Source organism: Rhodococcus sp. D-46 (assembly GCF_011290655.1).
GTDB classification, from domain to species: Bacteria; Actinomycetota; Actinomycetes; order Mycobacteriales; family Mycobacteriaceae; genus Rhodococcus_F; species Rhodococcus_F qingshengii.
On record NZ_JAANTF010000005.1, the window covers coordinates 452,475 to 474,797 of the forward strand.

Consider the following 22,323-nt stretch of genomic DNA (forward strand, 5'->3'; position numbering starts at 1 on the left):
TTCTGATCGCCGCGACCAATCTCTGACTCGAGACTAGCCGCGGCAACCAGTACCTAGGGTGAACTGAGAAACGAAATCTACGATGTCGTCATCTGAACAAGCGATGCTTCGAGCACCGCGCGTTCGCTGTCCGCCAGCGGTCTGGACTTTTCGGACACCGTGTCGAATCCGACCATCAACGCGTCGCCGAAAGCGCATTCGACACCCGCGTTGTCACGGATGACGTGCCGAACCGTGAACGAGGAAGTCCCGACGTGAGTCGTGAAGATCTCCACATTCAAGGGACCGGACCGATCGGTGACCGGCTTGAGGAACTCGACGGTCATCTTTCGAACCACGAGGTATCCCGGCCGGCCGCCGAGCGGCGCCAGTTTCGCTTCCAGGAACTGGATGCGCGCTTCCTGCATGTACTCGACGTAACGCGTGTTGTTGACGTGACCCAACCGGTCGGAATCGCCCCACCGGACCTGGATTTGCGCCGTGTATACGTCGGACACCGGATCAGTCCCTGGTGAGCTTGCGGTGAGTCACGCGGTGCGGGCGTGCGGCGTCGGGGCCGAGTCGCTCGACCTTGTTCGCCTCGTAGCCCTCGAAGTTGCCCTCGTACCAGTACCAAGCTGCCTCGTTGTCGCCGAAGCCACCTTCCCACGCGAGGATGTGGGTACAGGTCCGGTCCAGGAACCAGCGATCGTGCGAGATCACGACGGCGCAGCCGGGGAACTCTTCGAGAGCGTTCTCCAGCGAGCCGAGGGTTTCGACGTCGAGGTCGTTGGTGGGCTCATCGAGCAGGATCAGGTTGCCGCCCTGCTTGAGCGTCATCGCCAGGTTCAGGCGGTTGCGCTCACCACCGGAGAGGACGCCGGCCGGCTTCTGCTGATCGTGGCCCTTGAAACCGAACGAGCTGATGTACGCGCGCGAGGGGAACTCGGTCTGGCCGACGACGATGAAATCGAGCCCGTCGGACACGGTCTCCCAGACCGTCTTCTTGGGGTCGATTCCGGAACGGTTCTGGTCGACGTAGCTCAGCTTGACCGTCTGACCGATCTTGACCTCACCGGCGTCAGGCTCCTCGAGACCGACGATGGTCTTGAACAGCGTCGTCTTACCGACGCCGTTGGGGCCGATGACGCCGACAATTCCGTTGCGCGGCAACGTGAACGAGAGATCCTTGATCAGCACGCGACCGTCGAAGCCCTTGTCGAGGTTCGAGACCTCCACGACCACGTCACCCAGGCGCGGCGGTGCCGGGATCTGGATCTCGTCGAAGTCGAGCTTGCGCGTCTTCTCTGCTTCGTTCGCCATTTCCTCGTAGCGATCGAGACGAGCCTTGTTCTTGGCCTGGCGGGCCTTGGCGCCGGAACGAACCCATGCGAGCTCGTCCTTGAGGCGCTTCTGCAGCTTCTGATCCTTCTTGCCGGCAACTTCGAGGCGTGCAGCCTTCTGCTCCAGGTAGGTGGAGTAGTTGCCCTCGTACGGGTACAGGCGTCCGCGGTCGACTTCACAGATCCACTGCGCGACGTGATCGAGGAAGTAGCGATCGTGAGTCACGGCGAGGATTGCGCCGGGGTAAGCAGCGAGATGCTGCTCGAGCCACAGGACAGATTCGGCGTCGAGGTGGTTGGTGGGCTCATCGAGGAGCAGGAGGTCGGGCTTGCTCAGCAGCAGCTTGCAGAGCGCAACGCGTCGCTTCTCACCACCGGAGAGGTGGGTGACCATCTCTTCCGGCGGGGGGCAGCGCAGGGCGTCCATAGCCTGCTCGAGCTGCGAGTCGATCTCCCACGCATCTGCGTGATCGAGCTTCTCCTGCAGCTCGCCCATCTCTTCCATGAGCTCGTCGGAGTAATCCGTAGCCATCAGCTCGGCGATCTCGTTGTACCGCTTGAGCTGGACCATCGTCTCTCCGAGACCGTCCTCGACGTTCTCGCGAACGGTCTTGGTCTCGTCGAGCTCCGGCTCCTGCATGAGGATGCCGACGGTCGCGCCCGGGGCCAGGAATGCCTCGCCGTTGCCCGGCTGGTCCAGTCCGGCCATGATCTTGAGGATGCTGGATTTACCAGCGCCGTTCGGTCCGACGACACCGATCTTCGCGCCGGGGTAAAAGCTCATCGTGACGTCATCGAGGATGACCTTGTCACCGTGCGCCTTGCGCACCTTCTTCATCGTGTAAATGAACTCAGCCATGACCGCCAGCCTATCGGTGTTTGTCCTATAACCCACATTGCGCGTTGGCGCTCACACCGATGCGGGTTCTGCGGACAGTCCGAGGTCATCGACCAGATTCGTCGACATGCTCATCGACCCCCACGAAAACCGCGATGGGGACACCTCCGGGTGTCCCCAGGACGGCTCAGATCATTGCCCTGTGGATGCCCTTCGGCTCGCCACCGAGCTGCGAGAGCGTCGACGCATGGAAAATGGAACCGGGTACGTGGATCGCGTGCGCGAGACCGGCATGAGCGTCACGCCAGAACCGCTGCATCGGCGTGTTCAACTGCAAAGCCCCACCACCGGAACGAGCAAAGATCTCGTCCACCGCACGCACCGCACGCCACGCCGCAGCAGTCTGCGTACGGCGACCGATCGCACGAAGCTCGAACGAAACTTCCTGCCCCTTCTCCGTCATGTCCCAGAAACGATCCACCGTCTCCAAGATCGCAGCCCGAGAAGCAGCGATCTCGGCCGCCGCCTCACCGATCGCGAACAGCACGTACGGATCTTCCTTGATCGGAACACCACTGACCGTCACACGCTCACGCTGCGCCGCCATGTTGCACGCCAACGCACCTTCGGCGATACCGATCAACGACGAAGTGATCCCCAACGGGAAAATGCACGAGAACGGGAACTTGTACAACGTCTCCGTACGGCCCGCTTCCTTCCACGCCGTCCCGTCGAAAACCTTTCCCGCATCAAGAGTCCGATACGTCGGCAAGAACGCATCCTTGACGATCAGATCCTTCGACCCCGTACCGCGCAGACCCACGACATTCCAGCTGTCCTGGTCGATGTCGTAATCCGAACGCGGCAACAACACGTGCAGAATCTTCGGCGGCATCAACGGCTTACCGGACTCGTCACCGACCATCGCACCGATCATGATCCAGTCACAATGATCGGTACCCGAGGAGAACGACCAACGACCGTTGAGGATGTACCCACCCTCGACCGGCCTCGCCACACCCATCGGCGCATACGGCGACGCCATCCACGTATCAGGATCGGTTCCCCACACCTCTTCCTGAGCCTTGCGGTCGAAGAACGCAAGCTCCCACGGATGCACACCGACGATGCCGCTGACCCAGCCCGTGGCACCATCCATCGCACCGATAGCCATTGCCGTCTCGGCGAATTCACGCGGATGCGCCTCGAGGCCTCCGAACTCCTTCGGCTGCAACATCCGGATGACGCCGGCGTCGCGCAAACGCTTCGCGCTGCCGTCCGTCAAGCGCATCAGCTTGTCGCCCTCGACCCCGTCGGCGCGGATCTCGTCGGCGAACTGTGAGATGTTGTCCAGAACCTGACCCATGATCTTCCGCCTCCATTGATAGTCGACCAACGACCATTAAAGTAGAACACGTTCTAGAAACTTGCGGAAGTGAAATGGCCGACATTTCTTACACTCACACGGTCTGCAGTTCCGACGGGAGTTCGACGGCGTCGCTACCCGAGGCCGCAAGCAACTGTGCGTATCGCCCACCTTGTTGCACAAGTTCGTCGTGGGTGCCCTTTTCCACAACCACGCCCTGGTCGAGGACCGCAATGAGATCCGCATCTCGAACCGTGGAAAGCCTGTGCGCCACAACAAGAGTGGTGCGTCCGACCATCAGCTCGTCGAGCGCGTCCTGCAACGCACGTTCAGTGCGATTGTCCAAGGCGCTCGTCGCCTCGTCGAGGACAAGGATCGGCGGATTCCGCAGGACTGTGCGCGCGATCGCTATGCGCTGTTTCTCACCGCCGGAGAATCGGTAGCCGCGCTCGCCGACCATGGTGTCGTACCCGTCGTCGAGACCGGAAATGAACTCGTGGATCTGCGCGATGCGCGCTGCCTGCTCGATCTCGGCGTCCGTGGCGTCGGGTTTCGCGAACCGAAGGTTCTCACGAATCGTCGTGTGGAAGAGATACGTCTCCTGCGACACCACACCTACCAGGTCGGAGACCGTCGCCAGATCGAGGTCCCGCAGATCGACGTCGTCGATTCTCACCGATCCCGCAGTCGGGTCGTACAGACGTGCGGCCAAGTATCCGAGAGTGGTCTTGCCCGAACCCGTGGAGCCGACAAGCGCCAAGGTTCCGCCGGCCGGGACCGTGAGGTCGATGTTGTCGAGGGTCTTGCTGTCGGTTCCTGGATACGAGAAGTCGACGTGGTCGAACCGAAGTTCGCCGGACATCTTGGTGCGGTCGAAGCTCTTCGACTCTTCCGGATCCGCGATGTCGATCGGCAGATCCAGGTACTCGAACACGCGACTGAACAGTGCCATCGAGCTCTGCACCTCGACGCCCGTGTTGAGCAGCATCATGGTGGGGCGGAACAATTGTGTTTGCAGCGTGGTGAATGCGACGAGGGTGCCGACGGTGATGGTGTTGCCGTGATCGAGAGTGAAACCGGCAAACCAGTAGACCAGTGCAGGCATGGCTGCGAAGGTGATCGACATGGTCGCCATGCGCCACTTGCCGGCCATCATGGCCCGGAGTTCGACGTCTGCGACTTCCGCTGAACGCTCGGTGAATCGATCCGTCAGAGCCGACTTCGCGCCGGTCGTCTTGCCGAGGAGAATGCCACTGACGGAGAGAGATTCCTCCACCTGGACCGACAGATCACTGAGTAGCTTCTGCCGCTTACCCGAGATCTTGCGGCGCTCGTCACCGATCTTGCGTGCGATACGGATGAACACCGGCAAGATCGCCAGCGAGAAGATGGCAAGCCGCCAATCCAGAAGGAACAGAGCAACAATGGTGGCTGCCACGGTCGTTGCATTCTGCGCGATGGACGTTGCCGTGTTGGTGACCACCGACTGCATACCGCCGATGTCGTTGGCAATACGCGACTGAACTTCTCCGGTTCGGGTTCGAGCGAAGAATCCGAGCGACTGATTCTGCAGATGCGAGTAGACCCGCACGCGCAGTTGGTGCATCAGTTTCTGGCCGATGCTGTTGGACATCCAGGTCTGTGCCACGCCGAGACAGCTCGTGATCACGGCAATGGCGATCATGCCGATGGCCAGAACGCTCACGAGTCCGAGGTTCTTGTCCGGGATCGCCTTGTCGAGCATTTCGCGTAGGAGCAGCGGGCTGCCCAGCGCCACGATCGCACTGAGTGTGATGACCGCGGTGACGATGGCGATCTGAGTTCGATACGGCGCGAACAGTCCGAGTACGCGTTTTGCCGGTACGGATTCCGCCGGAGTGATCTCGACAGCGGATCGTTCGATGTTTCGCATGTGATCTGGTTTCACGTTCTACCTCCTGGAGGCTTTCTCACCCTAGTTTCATATTGATGAGGTTACCTCACTATGAGGCTGACACCAACAACGCTAGACTGACGCTATGCATTCCCGAGAGCGCGAACTCACCGACGTCGTGATGTCCGTGGCACGGCTCATCCGCCGACGTCAGGTGGCAGCGCTGGAACCATTCGGTCTCTCGCCGTCGCAAAGCCGAGCGCTGCGAGTACTGACCCGAGTGGGCGAGCCGGTTCGACTCGGGTTTCTTGCCGAGCGATTGCGCATCGTTCCGCGGTCGGCGACCGACGTCGTGGATTCCCTCGAAGAGGCCGGATGGGTGCGCCGCACTCCCGATCCGAACGATCGGCGAGCCGTGTTACTCGAGCTCACCGACGCCGGCGCTACCCTCGCTGCCGACGTCGCAAAAGCTCAACGACGCGAATCTTCGGATGTGTTCGACGACCTCGACGAATCGGAGCGAGCAACTCTCACCGAACTTCTCGAGCGAGTGGACGCGGGGCACGACTCGCGGCCCCGCGACTGCCCGAAACCTTCGGTCTGAGTCCTCACGCAGCGACGGTGTCGACTGCGTCCTCGACATTCTCCGCCGACGTCGGCTTGCTCTGACGCTCGATCTTCGAGATGCAACGAGCAAGGTCCGCGCCTACCGCAGTCGCCCGTAGCTCGAGATCGGAACGAGGCACACCCTCTTTGGTCGTGTACTCGTTGGTGCGCAACTCCCCCGCCACCATGACCGGATCACCCTTCATGATGGATGCGCCGACGCCGGTGACCAACCGCCGCCAGCAGCTGACCGTGAGATAGAGGGTCGCTCCGTCCGTCCACTCTCCGGTCACCGCGTCTTTGCGACGCGTGTTGCTCGCCATCCGAAAGCTCAGCACCTCTTCGCCATTGGTGGTCTGCCGCTTCACCGGATTGGTGATGACGGTTCCGACAACCGTTGCATGCGTTTCGTACATGTCCGATCCCCCTTCGAACTCCAGAACCCGCCAACTGCCGCGGGGCCGATCACTGCGTCGGCAGTTTCGATTGTGGAACGACAAACGCGTGGCTCGGGATCTTCGATTTCCACCTGTGCATCGGTGGAACAGCTGTGGAGAAACAGCACTGCCCGAGCCAAACGGCCCGGGCAGTGTCGGAGCTAAGTGCTAGTGGAGGATTCGTCGGATTTCTTCTCGCTGGGTGTCTCGTCCGCAGAGTCCTCGCTTGCAGTCTCCGCGTCAGCAGCCTCACGGGGTTTCCACCCTTCGCGGTCTCGCCTGGCCAATTCGGCGAACATCGCGTTGTGCGCGGCGAGGTCGGCGTCGTGGTCGCGCTCGGCCGCACGGTCGGTTCGGCGCGCTGTCCTGCCATCGCTGCGCGACCACTGAACCAGTAGCGCGAGCATGACCACCATGAGCGGGATCTCGCCGGTCGCCCACGCGATGCTGCCGCCCAGCTGCTGATCGCCGATCAGGTCGTTGTTCCAGCCGAGGCCGAGCGAACGGAAGTACGCGCCGCCCATGACGGCGGTGGTGCTCATCAATGCCACGCCGAAGAAGGCGTGGAACGGAAGTGAGCCGAAGACCATTGCCAGCTTGGTCACTGGCTGCAATTGACGTGGTGACGGGTCGATTCCGATCGCCACCCAATAGAAGAGATAGCCGCTGAGGATGAAGTGCAGGTTCATCAGCAGGTGAGCGCTGTGCGAGTCGACCGTCGCACCGTAGATTCCGCCGAGATACAGCGCGTAGAAACCGCCGACAAAGAGAACTGCCGCCACGATCGGGTGGGTGATGAATCGCGAGAACGGGCTGTGCAGAGCGGTCAGAATCCACTCGCGAATGCCGGGCACGCCGTCCTTGCCTGCCGGATCCAGGGCCCGCAGAGCCAAAGTGATCGGCGCACCCAGAACCAGCAGGACTGGGCCCAACATCGACAGCGCCATGTGCGCACCCATGTGAACGCTGAATACTGCCGGCGCGTACTTGCCGACGCCCGAAGACGTGGCGATCAGGAGCACCGCACAACCGCTCATCCAGGCGATGGTTCGGCCGACAGGCCAGGAATCCCCACGCTTGGCCAGCTTGCGCAGACCGATTCCGTACAGAATCGCCGCGGCGATCGCGGCGGTGCCGAACATGAGGTCGAATCGCCAGTCCGTCACGAAGGCCATGAACGACGGCGGGTCCGGAAGGTTGTAACCGAGTTCGACCTCGGGGATCGAGGGAATCGACAGCGGCGGGGGCGGCGGGGTACGACCGAGGCCGATCGCGAGGCCGATGGTTGCCGCCATCACGATGCCTTCAGCGCCGGCAAATCGAATCAGGGCAGAGCGACTCTTCGGATTCTCCGCCAGCGCCGGTAGCGCCCGACTCCGCTGAGCCCAACCGAAGAACCCGAGGATGATCAGTGCAACTGTTTTCGCGACGATCAATCGTCCATACGTCGTGGTGAATACGTCGTCGAGAGGCAGACGGACAATCGCGTTGATGACGCCGCTGAATCCCATGACGACGAAGCAGATGGATGCGACCGTCGAAAAGCGTCGGGCTGCTACGTCGGTGTAATCGCCGCCGCGCCGCGCGTGTGCCAGTAGCGCGAACAAGCCGCCGGCCCAGAGCGAAGCCGCCACGAGGTGCAGGATCAGGCTGTTGGTGGCGATGTCATGCGACCCGCCCGAAGACGAGTGACCGGTGAGAGCGAGCGGCATCAGTCCGAGAAGACCGACCAGCAGCAGTAGCGGGGTCCACCACCAGCGCAGTGTCAGTCGGGCCAAGATCGCCAGAACAACCGCGATGATCGCAGTCCAACGCCAAGCGCCGGCGATCTCGACCTGATCGAGTCCCGACCACAGGTTCGCCGGTTTGATCGCTTCGGCAAACGGCTGACCCGACGTGTCAGAGAGCGTCAGAGGCACCATCATGAACGAACAGATCGCCCACACGATCGCGGCGTGCGATGCAGTTCGGACTGCCCGATAGCCGTCGACGTCGAGGACGCCCGACTTCTGCGGCGGCACGAAGAACGCGGCCAGCAGCAGTGACCCGATCGCGATGACCGCGCCGATCTCCCCCAGTGCCCGCATCGCGGGCAGGCCGTACGTGGTGATCGGGCCTGGATCCGGAATACCCAGAAGAGTCAGTGCCTGCGACGCGGAGAATCCCACCACGATGGCTGCAGTGAGCCCTGCGATGAGTCCGCTGACCACGAATATCGCGGTCGAAGAAGCGGGTGCACCGCTGTGCTGTGTGGACTCCGGTGGGGAATCTGTCGGCGCGAGGTCGGGTGTAGCCATACCTCAAGGGTAGGACCTTCGCGAACCGACTACGACAACGCGTCGGAGTTGGGCGGCGCGCGTCACATCCCGAACCCTCGAGTATGATGTTCCACGCGCCTCCGTAGCTCAGGGGATAGAGCAAGAGCCTTCTAATCTCTTGGTCGCAGGTTCGAATCCTGCCGGGGGCACCACAAGATTTGATTCACGGATAGTCACACTGCGTGGACGAGCGGCCACTGGGCAGAGCAGTCCGATACGGACCGAAACCTAGCCCACAAATTACGTGCCGTCCGCAGTAATCTGCCTCGCATGAAGAAGGCACTTCCGAAGACCCTGAAGTCACTCGCCCGGACCGTTGGAATCCTGGCACTCGCGATCGTCGTTGTATCCGTCGTCGAGCGGTTCACCGGCGCACACCAACCGACTACCGGTCCCGCCTCGTTGACCGGACCCGACCAATCGTTGTAGCCCTTCCCTTGTGACAGGGTCGACACATGACGTGCGAGGAACAGGACGAGTCGACATGTAAAAGCCGTCCGATCGCAGATGATGGGCCATTCACGCTGGAAGTCGATGGAGAAATCTTCACGGTGACGGTCCGCCCCGGGGAGCCGGGCGCGTCCGACTACGACTGGAAATCGGGGCCGAACGAGGGGTACGGGTTTTCCAGTTTTCACCGTGTTTCCTACTACAGTGTCCTCGACCGAGCGAACAGTCCATCGAACGAAATTCAGCCCGAAACTATCGATGAACACCGTGCGTCGATCCGCGACTTCCTCAGCAAGGTCAACCCGGAGACCGGATATATCGGAGACTGATCGTCAGAGTTGCCAGTAGCGTTGCCGTCATGATTACGGACCCGACGAGGCCGTGGTGGGAGACTTACAACAACAACGTCCTCTCCGCCCGCGAAAATGGCTGGAGCGAAGACGATTCCAGGCTCTCTCGCGAACTATGCGACCTACTCGATGACGTCGCTGCCGCGTTCGCCATCACGGGCGCGCAGACACCAGGGTGGCTGAGCCCATACAGCGGCGACGTCCAACCCCGCAAGGACTCGTACGAGCGTTGTAGCGATCCGGAGAAGTTCCTGATCGTGGTGGCAAGAGCTCGAGCGTGGACAAAGGTCCTCGTCGATCGCGGCTGGGCACGAGAAGTACCGCCTGTGCGATGGGCGCTCCGTCCCTTGGAGTCCGGCGGGGCCGACACCGTTTTGGAGCCTTCGAGTGACGGTGCGGTTCCGCTCGTGCTGACCACGCACACTCCGGTCGACAGCGCCCACCCGTTCAATGTCACGATTGCCGCGGGCAACCCGGCTGTGGCGATGGCGTCCATTCCTGACTGTGCCTGCGACGGATGCGACAGGGGGTCCGCTGTACTGCTCGAAGAATTCGACACCTGGGTGTTGTCAGTGGTCGACGGTTCACTCGAAGTCGACGTCACAGCCGCCTGTTATTCGATTCAAACTTCTTTTCACGGCGGAAGGCACGGGGTCCAGTACCTCGACGAACCCACAGCTTTCACTGCGGCACCGTGGCCCCCGAATTGGACGGCACGCTCGTTCGCGTCTACAAGATGAGCAGGCGCTGAGCCCTGATCCCGCCGCTACAGAACCTTCGTGAAGATCTGCGCCGGCGCTGCCGTCTCGAGCTTGTCCAGCGCCTCAACCAACCTGACGAAGTGCTCGGTATGAGTGTGGGCGTCGAGGTGCTCCTGCGATTCCCATTCCTCCGCCAACACGAGCTCGCAGGGATTGTCGGTGCGCTGCAGTAACTCGTAATTGATGCAGCCGACCTCTTTTCGGGTCTCGGTGACAAGTTCGTCGTACAACCGAAGCACTTCCGCGAGATCGCCCTGCTCCACTGTGGTTGGCACCAAAACCCTGATCACAAAGACTCTCCGATTCGTCTGACCCGCGTTGACCCCTCCGCTCGAATTCTGCCGTAGACCTCCGACAGATCGACATTTCCGTTGTGACTCGAAGTTTGCGGACAGGCGCAATATCTACGAAACACCCCCGATACGGGAGGTTCGTAGGGTTTGCCGAAGTCGGGCTCGCAATCAGCAGCGCAGCCCTGGGCCCGGGCGAGGGGTAAGCACATGAGTGGAAATGCAGTTCGCTTGCAAGCGATCAAGGACGTCGAGGCCTACACACCTCCGGTGGTCAGTTTCACCACCGACGAGACACCCGGCGAGGTGTTCGGTGCCAACGTCTTCAACAAGGTGGTCATGCAGAAGCGACTGCCCAAGCTCGTCTACAAGTCGGTGATGGCGACGATCGAGCAAGGCAAACCGCTTGATCCCATGGTCGCCGATGCGGTCGCGTCGGCGATGAAGGACTGGGCGTTGGAGAAAGGCGCAACCCACTACGCCCACGTCTTCTATCCACTGACCGGGTTGACCGCCGAGAAGCACGACAGCTTCCTCGAGCCGGTCGGCGACGGCAGTGCACTGGCGGAGTTCGCCGGCAAGACCTTGATCCAAGGTGAACCCGACGCTTCGAGTTTCCCGAACGGCGGGCTGCGCAACACGTTCGAGGCTCGCGGATACACCGGCTGGGATGTCACGAGCCCGGCCTACGTTCTCGAAAACCCCAACGGCAACACACTGTGTATCCCGACCGTGTTCGTTTCGATGACCGGCGAAGCGCTCGACCACAAGACTCCCCTGCTGCGTTCACAACAGGCAATGGGTTTCCACGCCGAACGAATCCTTAAGTTGTTCGGTCATACCGATCCCGAGCACATCGTGTCGTTCTGCGGACCCGAGCAGGAGTACTTCCTGATCGATCGACACTTCTTCCTCGCCCGCCCCGACCTCCTCAACGCCGGCCGAACACTCTTCGGCGCAAAGCCGCCCAAGGGCCAGGAGTTCGACGACCACTACTTCGGGGCGATCCCGGAACGTGTGCTCGGATTCATGATGGACACCGAGCGGGAACTTTTCAAACTCGGTATCCCCGCCAAGACGCGGCACAACGAGGTTGCGCCCGGCCAGTTCGAAATCGCCCCGATGTTCGAGCGAGGCAACATCGCCGCGGACCACCAGCAGTTGCTGATGACCACTTTCAAGACAATCGCCAAGAAGCACGGCATGGAATGTCTGTTCCACGAGAAGCCGTTCGACGGTGTCAACGGCTCCGGCAAGCACGTCAACTTCTCGCTGGGCAACTCCGAACTCGGCAGTTTGCTTGTCCCCGGCGACAATCCGCATGACAATGCCCAGTTCCTCGTATTCTGCGCCGCAGTCATCCGGGCCGTCCACAAATACGCGGGCCTCCTGCGCGCGTCGGTCGCATCGGCAACCAACGATCACCGCCTCGGTGCCAACGAGGCTCCCCCGGCCATCATTTCGATCTTCCTCGGCGATCAACTGGCCGACGTCTTCGAGCAGATCGCCAAGGGCGCCGCGACATCGTCGAAGGACAAGGGCACCATGATGATCGGCGCCGATACCCTTCCCGTCCTACCGACCGACCCGGGCGATCGCAACCGTACGAGCCCATTTGCCTTCACCGGCAACCGTTTCGAGTTCCGCGCGCCAGGATCGCTGCAAACAGTCAACGGCCCGATGGTCACCATCAACACGATCATGGCCGAGGCCTTGGACTACATGGCCACCGAACTTGAGGCCGCGGTCGCCGACGGCGCCGATTTCGACACCGCCGTCCAGAATCTGCTCACCGAGATCATCACCAACCACGGTGCGGTTGTCTTCAACGGCGACGGTTACTCGGAGAACTGGCAGATCGAGGCCGAGTCTCGCGGCCTGCCGAACCTTCGCACCACGCTGGACGCCCTTCCTGAACTGATCACCGAATCCTCGATGGAACTCTTCGAGAAGTACAAGGTCTTCAACCACCGGGAGATGCACAGCCGCTACGAGGTCGGACTCGAACAGTACGCACTGAGCATCGGCGTCGAGGCACGCCTGGCCGCCGAAATCGGTACGACGCTGATTCTTCCGGCCGCAGTGCGCCACCAGACGGAAGTTGCGCAGAACTTCGTCGCACTGAAGTCTGCCGGCCTCGAACCGGATTCAGCACCGCTCGAAGAAGTGTCGGCGCCCGTTGCGGCTCTGCGCACAGCGCTCGCGGCCCTGCGCGCAGCAATCGACACCGACGCCGGCGAGTCGCCATTCGATCAGGCCAAGCACGCACAGGACGCACTCCTGCCCGCCATGGCAGAGGTACGTGCAGCGGCCGACTTCCTCGAAACCATCGTCGCCGACGATCACTGGCCACTCCCGACGTATCAGGAAATGCTCTTCATTCTCTGAGTATCACCCGAATATCACTACCCACAGAACTATGGCCTGCAACTCGATCGAGTTGCAGGCCATAGTTGTCGAATCTTGCTCGGCTAGCGGTCTTCCGGCATCGTGACTTCGAGTATGCGAGCCTCACCGGTGGTCGCGGGGTCAGGACGATCGCGCGAATCCGACGACGCCATCTGGAGTCCGTTCAAATCGGTCCGCATGTAGATGACGTTGTAACGGTCCCACGTGGTGGCGACGAATTCGAGGAACTGTCCGCTCGCCCACGGGTGCATGAATCCGCCGTACAACGCGGGCAACGTGATTCCACTCAACAGGGTCTGCGTACCACTCCACGGGCCTTGCGGTTGGTCGGCCTGACGGATCACCAGGTTGCCCTCGACACTGGTGTACATGGCAACGTACTTGTTCAGGTAGTCGTTCCACTGCACTGCGAGTTCACTGACCGGTGCCTTGATGACCTGAACGGCATCGGTATCTCGCGGACTCCAACCGGAGCCGTCCCAGTATTCGTAGGCGCCGAGATTTCTGATGTCGGCGCCGGCCACTCGCGCCAGGATCGCCTTACCGAAACGACCTGAGGGAGTTCCGTATTCGTAAATGTAGCCGTCCCGACCGTCGAGGAAGGCGCTCTGCTGGAAGTTGGAATTGATCGGCGATACTGCCGGAATCCCCGGAATGCCAAGTCCTTCGGTATTGGCGCGAACTGTCGCCGGATCGAGTTCCCAGTTCTCACCGTTGTCCGTGGAGAAGGCCAGAGCCGAGTAGTTGGTGGTCCAGGCTCCAGGTTCGTCCCACGACCGAACGGACATGAATCTGATGTACTGCACACCACCGTAAGAGATTCCAGCGGTCGGGATGGTGGTGAACTCACCCGGAATGCCGAATCCCGGAATGATCTCCTTGGAATGATTGGGGCCGTCCAAAGGAGAACTGTCGATCTTCATCCCGTCGGCAATGGCGGTGTCGTTGCTGCGGAACAATACGTTGCTGCGCCAGTCGTCACCAGGGGTGTCGCAGTCGCCCACCGTGTCGCCGAATGCCATCAGCACGTCGTGATCCGGCCCCGAAAGACCGTTGTCCCACATGATTCCGAGGTCGGTACCCGACACGTTGAACCGCTCGATGGTGTTGTTGGGACTGCCTGGGCCAGTGACCATTTCGATCGCCTTGGTGCGGCCGGTCAGCACCGGCAGAGCACCGTTGGGGGCGCCGGTGATCCAAGGCAGCGCGTTGGCGAGGGAGCCGGTACCGGCGGATCCACTGCCGAGCGATCCGGTCAGCGAGCCGAGCGAACCCGTCATCGATCCGGCGGAACCACTTCCTCCCGAACCGCACGGTCCGCCGATCGCCGACGCAGACGGTGCTGCGGCAATCGTCGCGGCAATCGTGACGACGCCTATCGACAACATCGCCGACATGGAGTGTTTTTTACGCACGTGCAGCCCCTCTGATCATTTCGACTCCCGTTCGGACCACAGGCACAGTGATCCCCGACCGCAGAAGCAAACCATTTGGACTGTGTTAAGAGAGTGAAAGCTGAGCAAATTGTTATAAATCGCCCGTTCAACTGACACAAGTGACAGCTGTGTCCGATTTCACCTTCACAGGACAGTTGTCCGATACAGCAATAAAGGCGCCTAGTATGTAACGGAAATGTAAAAGAGTTCTCACAACGAGGTAGGTGAGCGGTGTCCGTACGTGACCGCGTAGCGCAGATTTACGATCAGGTTTTGGTTCGCAATGCAGGAGAGCCCGAGTTCCATCAGGCCGCCGCAGAGGTCTTCGAGTCTCTTCACGTAGTGCTCGAACGCCACCCCCGCTACGCCGACGCCGGACTCATCGAGCGGCTCTGCGAGCCGGAACGCCAGATCATCTTCCGCGTGCCGTGGACCGACGACCAGGGCAACGTTCACGTCAACCGTGGCTTCCGCGTTCAGTACAACAGTGCACTCGGCCCCTACAAGGGCGGCCTGCGCTTCCACCCCAGCGTCAACCTGGGCATCGTGAAGTTCCTCGGCTTCGAGCAGATCTTCAAGAACTCACTGACCGGCCTGCCCATCGGCGGCGGCAAGGGTGGCTCGGACTTCGATCCCAAGGGCCGCTCCGACGCAGAGGTCATGCGCTTCTGTCAGTCCTTCATGACCGAACTGCAGCGTCACATCGGTGAATACACCGACGTTCCGGCCGGCGACATCGGCGTCGGCGGTCGCGAGATCGGCTACCTGTTCGGTCAGTACAAGCGGCTGACCAACACGTACGAGTCGGGCGTCCTCACCGGCAAGGGCATCACCTGGGGCGGATCGCAGGTTCGCACCGAGGCCACCGGCTACGGCGTCGCGTACTTCGTCGCCGAAATGCTCAAGGCGAAGGGTGAAGGCCTCGAAGGCAAGAACGTCGTGATCTCCGGATCCGGCAATGTCGCCATCTACGCAATCCAGAAGATCCACCAGCTCGGCGGCGTCGCGATCGCCTGCTCGGATTCCTCGGGATACATCGTGGACAAGAAGGGCATCGATCTCGACCTCCTCAAGGAGATCAAGGAAGTTCGCCGCGGCCGCATCAGCGAGTACGCCGACGCAGTTCCGCATGCCGAGTTCATCGCCGACGGTTCCATCTGGGACGTGCCGTGCGACGTCGCACTCCCCTGCGCGACTCAGAACGAGCTCGACGAAGATGCCGCAAAGACCTTGATCGCCAACGGCGTTCAGGCCGTTGCCGAAGGCGCGAACATGCCCACCACCCCCGGTGGCATCCAGCTCTTCCGTGACGCGAACGTAGCCTTCGCACCCGGCAAGGCGGCCAACGCCGGTGGCGTTGCAACCTCCGCTCTCGAAATGCAGCAGAATGCTTCGCGTGATTCCTGGAGCTTCGAGTACACCGACGAGCGTCTCGCCGGAATCATGCGCGGCATCCACAAGCGCACCATCAACACCGCTGCCGAGTACGGAAAGCCCGGCGACTACGTGCACGGCGCGAACATTGCCGGCTTCGTGAAGGTGGCCGACGCCATGATTTCACTGGGCGTCATCTAGAGATTTCCGCACCACAGACAGCAGTACAAAAAGGGTGATTTCACCCTGAACCGGTTCCCGTACATCGGACTGGTCGAATCAATACCTAGGCCTCGAGGGCCCTGGGTCCGCGAGGACCCAGGGCCCTCGAGCTTGCTCCGAGCAAATCGCCCGCGACGAGCACCGTAGGCGCGGCAATGATCCCAGACGGAACTCGTGGTGTCCTCCGAAACCGTTTTCCGCTCTGACGTCGAAAAACACCGTAAGTGGACGATTGTTTAGGTCCGCAGCGCGTGGGGCATATGGACTTATCTTCACATTTGTCCATTTCACAGTTGGACGATCGTTCATGTGGTAGAAATCACAACGCCTGGCGCAATTCGATCCGCAAATTTCAGCGGCGAGTATGCCCCCGAACAAGGCCTCAGCGTGTACCCCGCTTCGTAACGCGCCGAGCCTCCGGGTGCCTGTGCCAGGCGACGCACCTGTCTAGAGGAGGCCACCCATGTCCCCAGCGCTGCTGAACAACCCGGGACCGCTCATGTTGGGAGGCAAGCCCGCCTCCACAGCGGTCAACGACGTCATCCCACTGGCAAGCGATCTCGTAGATCACCTGTCCCGTGCCAACCCGACGTTGACTTCCCTCCAAACGGAGGCAGTACGTCGGGAACTGATTGCGGTGATCGTGCAGGGGCTCCAAGTGGGGATCCAGCTATTGGATCACCGCAAACTTCCCACCGACCAAGAGTTGGACGGCATTCACACGATGACCGTCCAACAAGCATTGAAAGGCGTGCCACTCAGCGCGATCCTCAACTTGACCAACGAGGGCATCAGCACTTTTCGCACCCTCATCCTCAGCCGGGCCGACGCCGAGGACTCCGCCAATCTCGGGGATCTCAACGAGTTCTTGTTCGCACTTGCGCAGCGGCTTCACTCGTTCATCTCGATCAGCTATCTTTCGGCTCTTCCTGCCGGTTCCCAACTCGGGGAATACTCCGCCGGCGCTCTCGTGAAAGCCATGCTGGACGGCGACGATCCCACCCAGCTTGCGTTGCAGATGGGCGTTGAACTCGCACCCCGCTATCTCGTCCTGCGGCTCCTGGTGAACCTGCCGCCCATCCGCCCGGGAGCACGCAACGGCAACCACCAGCGCATACAGGCCTACCGTGACCTCTCCGTCGCTCAATCGAAAATCGCGGCCCACTTCGGGTCGGCGCTGCTCGAAGCTCCTGCACCGCAACGTGGTCTGGTCCTGATCGAGGGCACACCCGACTGGGGAACAGTGTGCGAGGTCATCCAACGCGCACGCGCAACGGTCGGGGTGGAGATCACAGCAATCGCCGAGAACGCCGCGGTACGAGATATCGCCGCCGCCCAAGCAACCACTCACGAATTGGCGCAACTCGTGCGGCGCCTGAGACTGCCGGCGCGGTCCTACCGAATGGAAGACCTCGCGCTCGAGTATCAACTCACTCGGGGTGGCGCAGGCCGCGACAGCTTGATCAATCTTCTCAAGCCACTCGACGGCAATCCGGAACTGCTGCAGACATTGTCCATACATCTCGCCAACGGCCAGCATCGTCAGCGCACCGCGTCGGCGCTCGGCCTGCACACCAACACCGTCGACAATCGAATCAAGCGCATCGCAACCCTGACCGGATTGGATCCGGCCCTGCCCTCTGAACTGCTCAAACTGCGCGCTGCCATGATCTCGCTGACCTTCGCAAGCACTGATGTGGACAATCGTCCAGCGAAAATGTGAACACTCACATCCTCGCTATTAGCTGTCCACGTGTGGCGCCTGGACCCCACTTTTCCGCTCCGAACCGGGCTATAAAAGTGTGGTGCGAATCACCGCGCAAACCAGTAACAATTAAGGGGAAACACATGATCAACGGCCAGGATAACGCTCTCCTCGGTGCCTTCTTCGACACCATCCTGCAGCTCTTCAACGCGGGCAGCACCGGCACGGGCTCGACGGATGGCGGCGGCGTCTCCTAGGACGAATCTCGGGCCCTGTGCGAGAGAATCTCTCGCACAGGGCCCGCTCCAAGCCGCCTGACACTGTGATGGCGGTGACCACGGTGACCACCACGTCGCCACCGCTGAAACCAGGAGCAAGCACATGATCGCCGCACCAACCACAGGCGCTTTGGCCGTCGTCTTGAACACCGTCCTACAGATGTTCAACGCCGGCAGCAGTTTCCTCTACACCGACAACTCTCCGATTGGCGGCGGCGGCGAAACTCCCACGACGCCTGCTCCCTGATCGACTTACCCGCTCGCATCACACAGTCGCGGCACAGACAGGAACCACCGTGATAAACCAGCACACCCTGGGCAGCCTGGTCATCGACTTCGGCTCACTCTCCCGAGCACTCGGCTTCGGCAACGGCTCCATCGTGTCGCTCGGCAGCACCGGAAGTGGCTGAAACAGCCCGCCTGACCACGTCGACGATCCCGTCGCCGCTCACCTTCTCACCACATCTCGAAACAGAAAGCAGGTCCCCCTGTGCCTACAATTCCGCTCACCGGCGACCCCATCGTCATCAACATCATCGTCCAGCTACTGAGCGCGGGCAGCAGCAATGCACTCGCACTGGGCGGAGTCGGTAGCAGCGGTCTCGGTAGCACCGGGCTCGGCAGCTTCGACTCGGCGAGCCTCGGCAGCGCTGCTTAGGACCTCACTTGTGATCGGCGTTCGATCCGCGTCTTCGGCCGCCGAGGCAGTCCACGAAACCCGCGTTGCCCTCCGTCATCTGTGACGGAGGGCAACGCGGTCGTTCAGGCGAGACGGCTCGCGGTTACGCGATCAGGCCGTCCGCCGCGGTGAATCAACGCCAGTCTTCAGGTGGATCGCTGTCGTCGTGCTCGATGGTCACGGACTCCGAACGATCGTCAGCTGCAGCCTTTTTCGCTGCTTCACGCATCTCGATTCCGTCGGACACCCAGTCGCCGATCTCGCGCGTCACGTCTCGAACGGCCCCGGCGATGATCATCGCGATCGAGCCCACGTGGTTGGCTGCACTTTCGGTCAGTTCCTGGACCGTGTCCTTGCGGCGTTCGAATTTCCCGACCATCAGTGTGTGCCTCTCAGGCTGCAGTTCGCTGGCGCTCGACGATAACACCGGGAGGGGTCGTCGACTTGACCAAACCGGGCGGAAGAGCGAGCTTGAAGATCTTGCCCCATACCGAACCGATCTGCTTGAAGAACCCACCGGTGTTGTACGGCAAACCGTACTTCCCGCACAATTCTTTCACCTGGGGAGCGAGTTCCGGATAACGATGCGCAGGCAGGTCCGGGAACAGGTGGTGCTCGATCTGGTGCGAGAGGTTGCCGGACATGATGTGGAAGAGCGGGCTTCCCTCGATGTTGGCGCTGCCGAGCATCTGACGCACGTACCACTGCCCGCGAGTCTCGTCGGCCGTCTCGTCCTCGGTGAAACTCTGGACACCGGTGGGGAAATGGCCACAGAAGATGATCGAGTACGTCCACACGTTCCGGACCAGGTTGGCGGTGACATTCCCCGCGAGAGTGGTCACGAACAGCGGCCCCGTGAGAACCGGGAAGATGACGTAGTCCTTGAGGACTTGCTTGCCCGCCTTGTTCCACCAGCCCTTCAGGAGCGGCTTGACGTCGTGCCACTTGCGTTTGCCCTGGATGACGTTCTCGATCTCGAGATCGTGCATCATCACGCCCCACTCGAAGAGCACCATCAAGGCGAAGGCCCAGACCGGATTACCGAGGTAATAGGGGTTCCACTTCTGCGCGTCGTCGATACGCAGGATGCCGTATCCGATGTCACGGTCTTTGCCGAGAATATTGGTGTACGTGTGATGCATGTAGTTGTGCGAGTGACGCCACTGGTCGGCCGGGCACACCGTATCCCATTCGAAGACTTCGGAATTGAGCCCTGGTTCACGCATCCAGTCGTACTGACCGTGCATGACGTTGTGGCCGATCTCCATGTTGTCGAGGATCTTGGACACGCTCAATGCACCGACTGCCGCGAGCCACACCGGAGGCAGGAAGCCGAGGTACATCAAGCCGCGACCTGCGACCTCGAACCCGCGCTGAGCCTTGATGATCTTGTAGATGTACTCCCGATCCTCCGCCCCGAGCGAGGCGACGGTGCGATCGCGCAATGCGTCCAACTCGCGGCCGATCTCCTCGACCTGCTCGTACGTCAGGACGACGGGAGCGTCGTCCTTCGCATCGGAACCGTTGCCGAGGAACGGGAGGGTGGGAAGTGAAAGTCCAAACATGTCGGTCTCCAGACAGTCGTGTGGAAAATGGGACTTCAGATGTCGACGGTGACGTCGCCGACGGGAGCACTGACGCACAGCTGGATCTTCTTGTCCGGCTCGTCGTCTGTCTCACCGGTGCGCACGTTTCGGGTACGGCCCGCCTTCTTGACGGAGGTGCAGGAGAAGCAGATTCCCATCCGGCATCCGTACTCGGGATTGAGGCCCGCAGCTTCTGCTTGTTCGAGTAGTGTTTCGCCGGAGTTCTCGGCCGCCACCCCACTTTTGGTGAATGACACCTCGCCGCCGGCCTCCCCTGGCTCGGCCACCGCCGGCGCGAACTCCTCGGTGTTGAGCAAGTGCTCGACGTCGACCTCACGGAACACCTCACGCACTCCCCGCATCAGTCCGGGAGGTCCGCAGAGATAAGCCTGGGCGTCGATCGTGTCCGGATCGGCGATCCAAGGAGCCACCGCGTCGAGGTGCCCGCGATCGAAGAAACCTTCGAGGTCACCTCCACCGCTTTCGGTGTACACGAGTACCAGTTTCACGTTCGGGTTCTGCTCGGCGATGGCTTTCAGCGCGCGCGTGTACGCCACGTCGGCATCGGTGTTCGCGTAATGCACGAACACGATCTCGCCCGAGTGCTGCTCCTCCACCAGCGTCCGAAGCATCGACATGACCGGGGTGATTCCACTGCCGCCACTGATCAACAACACCCGACGCGGGCGGTCGACGGGAAGGGAGAACACACCGTCTGCCTGCGAGAGGCTGACAACGAGTCCGGGTGCCGCGTTGGCGTACAGATACTGCGACACCAGGCCACCCGGATGCGCTTTCACGGTGAGCTCGATCAGCCCACTGCGCGTAGACGCACCCCCGGCCGGCGAGTAGCAGCGAGTGTGACGAACACCGTCGATCACCACGCCCAACTGCACGAACTGGCCCGCCTGAAAACCGCGCCACTGGCGAGTCGGGCGCAGCGTGAGAGTGACGGAGTCAGCCGTCGGATGGTCGACGGCGACAACCTGCGCGCGGATGTCACGAACCGTCGCCATCGGGTTGACCAGCTCGAGGTACCGATCGATCTGATGTGGAGCAGCCATGGCTTCGATCAGTCCCACCAAGGACAGTCCGCGCCGAGGTGCGGACTTCGGTGTCGTGTTCTCAGGAGCAGATGCGATTGTCATGACCCTCCTCGTACTTCGATTGCCGGGTGTATCGATTGCTGGGCTAGCTTCCCCCGACTGCGTGAATTCAGTGTACAAATGTTCACCGAAGATAGTGTGACAGGTGCACACAAGTACATGTCAACAAGAATGTGATCCGAGTTACACGAGTTGCCGAAAGGAGCCGGAATGCCTGTACCTACACTCGACGTCGTGACGAAGGCCGGACCGGTGAACCCAGAGCGCAGGGAGCCCGACAACAGGGAACCGGAAAGTCGTGCCGCCAAGAAGGAACGCACACGCCAAGCGCTCCTGGACACTGCCATGGACCTCTCGGCCGATCGCGGCTTCGCCGGAATCAGCCTGCGAGAGGTAGCCAGGGAAGCCGGGATCGTTCCGACGGCGTTCTACCGCCACTTCGCTTCACTGGAGGACGTCGGTGTCGTCCTCGTCGAAGAGAGCATGCGCATGTTGCGCCAGATGCTGCGCGACGCAAGGCGTAATCCCAGCACCAAGGACGCCGCTACGTCCCTGGGCATCCTTGTGCGACAAGTGCATACACACGAGCGACAGTTTCGGTTCCTCTGCCGCGAACGCTACAGCGGCGTCAGTGAGGTACGACGTGCGATAGCCACTGAAATGCGGTTGTTCGTCAGCGAACTGACCATCGACCTCTCCAGAATTGCCGGACTGGAAAGCTGGTCGTCGGACGATCTGGAAATGGCTGCCGACCTGATCGTCTCGACGATGTTCAGTGCTGTCGTCGAACTGCTGGACGCCGGGACCGCCGGGTATCGCGACGAAGCCGCCGTCATCACACGAGCCGAGAAGCAACTGCGAGTCATCATGCTCGGAATGGCCACCTGGAATCCACCTCGAAACTGACCTCGGGTTCA

Annotated in this window: 21 protein-coding genes and 1 tRNA gene; 11 read left to right on the forward strand and 11 right to left on the reverse strand. The window is 61.4% G+C overall.

Annotation, left to right across the window (positions count from 1 at the left end; genetic code table 11):
* Nucleotides 1–77: 77 nt before the first annotated feature.
* The 4 genes from G9U53_RS15395 to G9U53_RS15410 form a co-directional block, all read right to left on the reverse strand.
* Nucleotides 78–497 (reverse strand): acyl-CoA thioesterase, encoded by a 420-nt coding sequence (locus tag G9U53_RS15395; protein ID WP_003944475.1) that lies wholly within the window; start codon nt 495–497, stop codon nt 78–80.
* Between the two features lie 4 nt (nt 498–501).
* Nucleotides 502–2,181, reverse strand: coding sequence for an energy-dependent translational throttle protein EttA (gene ettA, locus G9U53_RS15400; protein WP_007730925.1), 1,680 nt, complete (start codon nt 2,179–2,181; stop codon nt 502–504).
* Nucleotides 2,182–2,347: 166 nt separating this feature from the next.
* The gene (locus G9U53_RS15405; protein WP_064074815.1) at nt 2,348–3,526 is read right to left on the reverse strand and encodes an acyl-CoA dehydrogenase family protein; all 1,179 of its coding nucleotides are present in this window, start codon (nt 3,524–3,526) and stop codon (nt 2,348–2,350) included.
* Between the two features lie 94 nt (nt 3,527–3,620).
* A complete protein-coding gene (locus G9U53_RS15410) occupies nt 3,621–5,438 on the reverse strand; it encodes an ABC transporter ATP-binding protein (protein ID WP_054801009.1) in 1,818 nt (605 codons plus the stop codon).
* A 106-nt stretch (nt 5,439–5,544) separates the two neighbouring features.
* Here G9U53_RS15410 and G9U53_RS15415 point away from each other — a divergent pair, with 106 nt between their 5' ends.
* Complete coding sequence (locus G9U53_RS15415) at nt 5,545–6,003, forward strand: MarR family transcriptional regulator (protein ID WP_003945320.1); 459 nt, start codon at nt 5,545–5,547, stop codon at nt 6,001–6,003.
* A 4-nt stretch (nt 6,004–6,007) separates the two neighbouring features.
* On the opposite strand, the gene ssb is transcribed toward G9U53_RS15415, so the two are convergent.
* Nucleotides 6,008–6,421: a single-stranded DNA-binding protein gene (ssb, locus tag G9U53_RS15420; RefSeq protein WP_007733347.1), complete on the reverse strand. Its 414-nt coding sequence runs from the start codon at nt 6,419–6,421 to the stop codon at nt 6,008–6,010.
* A gap of 182 nt (nt 6,422–6,603) precedes the next feature.
* On the reverse strand, nt 6,604–8,739 hold the full coding sequence (locus G9U53_RS15425; protein ID WP_075833679.1) for a cytochrome c oxidase assembly protein: 2,136 nt from the start codon (nt 8,737–8,739) through the stop codon (nt 6,604–6,606).
* 97 nt (nt 8,740–8,836) lie between these two features.
* Here G9U53_RS15425 and G9U53_RS15430 point away from each other — a divergent pair.
* From G9U53_RS15430 to G9U53_RS15445, 4 genes are all read left to right on the forward strand, one after another.
* Nucleotides 8,837–8,912, forward strand: a tRNA-Arg gene (locus G9U53_RS15430).
* A 118-nt stretch (nt 8,913–9,030) separates the two neighbouring features.
* A complete protein-coding gene (locus tag G9U53_RS15435) occupies nt 9,031–9,189 on the forward strand; it encodes a hypothetical protein (RefSeq protein ID WP_003945304.1) in 159 nt (52 codons plus the stop codon).
* A gap of 26 nt (nt 9,190–9,215) precedes the next feature.
* A complete protein-coding gene (locus tag G9U53_RS15440) occupies nt 9,216–9,539 on the forward strand; it encodes a hypothetical protein (protein WP_063316246.1) in 324 nt (107 codons plus the stop codon).
* Nucleotides 9,540–9,568: 29 nt separating this feature from the next.
* Nucleotides 9,569–10,300 (forward strand): DUF6226 family protein, encoded by a 732-nt coding sequence (locus G9U53_RS15445; protein ID WP_063316247.1) that lies wholly within the window; start codon nt 9,569–9,571, stop codon nt 10,298–10,300.
* Between the two features lie 26 nt (nt 10,301–10,326).
* Here the strand turns inward: G9U53_RS15445 and G9U53_RS15450 are convergent, their stop codons facing one another.
* The gene (locus tag G9U53_RS15450; RefSeq protein ID WP_223257903.1) at nt 10,327–10,596 is read right to left on the reverse strand and encodes a putative quinol monooxygenase; all 270 of its coding nucleotides are present in this window, start codon (nt 10,594–10,596) and stop codon (nt 10,327–10,329) included.
* 225 nt (nt 10,597–10,821) lie between these two features.
* Here G9U53_RS15450 and G9U53_RS15455 point away from each other — a divergent pair, with 225 nt between their 5' ends.
* A complete protein-coding gene (locus G9U53_RS15455) occupies nt 10,822–12,999 on the forward strand; it encodes a glutamine synthetase III (protein ID WP_003945365.1) in 2,178 nt (725 codons plus the stop codon).
* Between the two features lie 83 nt (nt 13,000–13,082).
* Here the strand turns inward: G9U53_RS15455 and G9U53_RS15460 are convergent, their stop codons facing one another.
* Nucleotides 13,083–14,417, reverse strand: a complete 1,335-nt coding sequence (locus G9U53_RS15460; protein ID WP_165638890.1) for a DUF4185 domain-containing protein — start codon at nt 14,415–14,417, stop codon at nt 13,083–13,085.
* Between the two features lie 270 nt (nt 14,418–14,687).
* On the opposite strand from G9U53_RS15460, the gene gdhA reads away from it, so the two are divergent.
* The 4 genes from gdhA (at nt 14,688) to G9U53_RS15480 (ending at nt 18,693) form a co-directional block, all read left to right on the forward strand.
* Nucleotides 14,688–16,031 carry an NADP-specific glutamate dehydrogenase gene (gdhA, locus tag G9U53_RS15465; protein ID WP_003945368.1) on the forward strand — a complete coding sequence of 448 codons (1,344 nt, stop codon included), beginning with the start codon at nt 14,688–14,690 and terminating at the stop codon, nt 16,029–16,031.
* A 484-nt stretch (nt 16,032–16,515) separates the two neighbouring features.
* Nucleotides 16,516–17,775, forward strand: coding sequence for a helix-turn-helix domain-containing protein (locus G9U53_RS15470; RefSeq protein ID WP_003945374.1), 1,260 nt, complete (start codon nt 16,516–16,518; stop codon nt 17,773–17,775).
* Nucleotides 17,776–18,138: 363 nt separating this feature from the next.
* Entirely contained in the window at nt 18,139–18,282 is a 144-nt protein-coding gene (locus G9U53_RS15475; protein ID WP_003945326.1) for a hypothetical protein, read from the forward strand.
* 243 nt (nt 18,283–18,525) lie between these two features.
* Nucleotides 18,526–18,693 carry a hypothetical protein gene (locus G9U53_RS15480; RefSeq protein WP_003945367.1) on the forward strand — a complete coding sequence of 56 codons (168 nt, stop codon included), beginning with the start codon at nt 18,526–18,528 and terminating at the stop codon, nt 18,691–18,693.
* Nucleotides 18,694–18,847: 154 nt separating this feature from the next.
* On the opposite strand, the gene G9U53_RS15485 is transcribed toward G9U53_RS15480, so the two are convergent.
* From G9U53_RS15485 to G9U53_RS15495, 3 genes are read right to left on the reverse strand one after another with little or no spacing between them, the layout of a single operon-like run.
* On the reverse strand, nt 18,848–19,093 hold the full coding sequence (locus G9U53_RS15485) for a hypothetical protein (protein ID WP_003945295.1): 246 nt from the start codon (nt 19,091–19,093) through the stop codon (nt 18,848–18,850).
* Between the two features lie 13 nt (nt 19,094–19,106).
* Nucleotides 19,107–20,279, reverse strand: a complete 1,173-nt coding sequence (locus G9U53_RS15490) for an acyl-CoA desaturase (protein WP_003945297.1) — start codon at nt 20,277–20,279, stop codon at nt 19,107–19,109.
* A 35-nt stretch (nt 20,280–20,314) separates the two neighbouring features.
* A complete protein-coding gene (locus G9U53_RS15495) occupies nt 20,315–21,448 on the reverse strand; it encodes a ferredoxin reductase (protein WP_165638869.1) in 1,134 nt (377 codons plus the stop codon).
* A gap of 168 nt (nt 21,449–21,616) precedes the next feature.
* Here G9U53_RS15495 and G9U53_RS15500 point away from each other — a divergent pair, with 168 nt between their 5' ends.
* Entirely contained in the window at nt 21,617–22,312 is a 696-nt protein-coding gene (locus tag G9U53_RS15500; protein WP_003945327.1) for a TetR family transcriptional regulator, read from the forward strand.
* Nucleotides 22,313–22,323 lie beyond the last annotated feature (11 nt).

Coding starts and splice junctions, on each gene's coding strand:
- G9U53_RS15425 (WP_075833679.1), bottom strand. CDS start 8,739: ATGGCTACACCCGACCTCGCGCCGACAGATTCCCCACCGGAGTCCACA.
- G9U53_RS15445 (WP_063316247.1), top strand. CDS start 9,569: ATGATTACGGACCCGACGAGGCCGTGGTGGGAGACTTACAACAACAAC.
- G9U53_RS15410 (WP_054801009.1), bottom strand. CDS start 5,438: ATGCGAAACATCGAACGATCCGCTGTCGAGATCACTCCGGCGGAATCC.
- G9U53_RS15485 (WP_003945295.1), bottom strand. CDS start 19,093: ATGGTCGGGAAATTCGAACGCCGCAAGGACACGGTCCAGGAACTGACC.
- G9U53_RS15470 (WP_003945374.1), top strand. CDS start 16,516: ATGTCCCCAGCGCTGCTGAACAACCCGGGACCGCTCATGTTGGGAGGC.
- G9U53_RS15440 (WP_063316246.1), top strand. CDS start 9,216: ATGACGTGCGAGGAACAGGACGAGTCGACATGTAAAAGCCGTCCGATC.
- G9U53_RS15490 (WP_003945297.1), bottom strand. CDS start 20,279: ATGTTTGGACTTTCACTTCCCACCCTCCCGTTCCTCGGCAACGGTTCC.
- G9U53_RS15415 (WP_003945320.1), top strand. CDS start 5,545: ATGCATTCCCGAGAGCGCGAACTCACCGACGTCGTGATGTCCGTGGCA.
- G9U53_RS15460 (WP_165638890.1), bottom strand. CDS start 14,417: ATGTCGGCGATGTTGTCGATAGGCGTCGTCACGATTGCCGCGACGATT.
- G9U53_RS15405 (WP_064074815.1), bottom strand. CDS start 3,526: ATGGGTCAGGTTCTGGACAACATCTCACAGTTCGCCGACGAGATCCGC.
- G9U53_RS15475 (WP_003945326.1), top strand. CDS start 18,139: ATGATCGCCGCACCAACCACAGGCGCTTTGGCCGTCGTCTTGAACACC.
- ettA (WP_007730925.1), bottom strand. CDS start 2,181: ATGGCTGAGTTCATTTACACGATGAAGAAGGTGCGCAAGGCGCACGGT.
- ssb (WP_007733347.1), bottom strand. CDS start 6,421: ATGTACGAAACGCATGCAACGGTTGTCGGAACCGTCATCACCAATCCG.
- G9U53_RS15435 (WP_003945304.1), top strand. CDS start 9,031: ATGAAGAAGGCACTTCCGAAGACCCTGAAGTCACTCGCCCGGACCGTT.
- G9U53_RS15455 (WP_003945365.1), top strand. CDS start 10,822: ATGAGTGGAAATGCAGTTCGCTTGCAAGCGATCAAGGACGTCGAGGCC.
- G9U53_RS15495 (WP_165638869.1), bottom strand. CDS start 21,448: ATGACAATCGCATCTGCTCCTGAGAACACGACACCGAAGTCCGCACCT.
- G9U53_RS15500 (WP_003945327.1), top strand. CDS start 21,617: ATGCCTGTACCTACACTCGACGTCGTGACGAAGGCCGGACCGGTGAAC.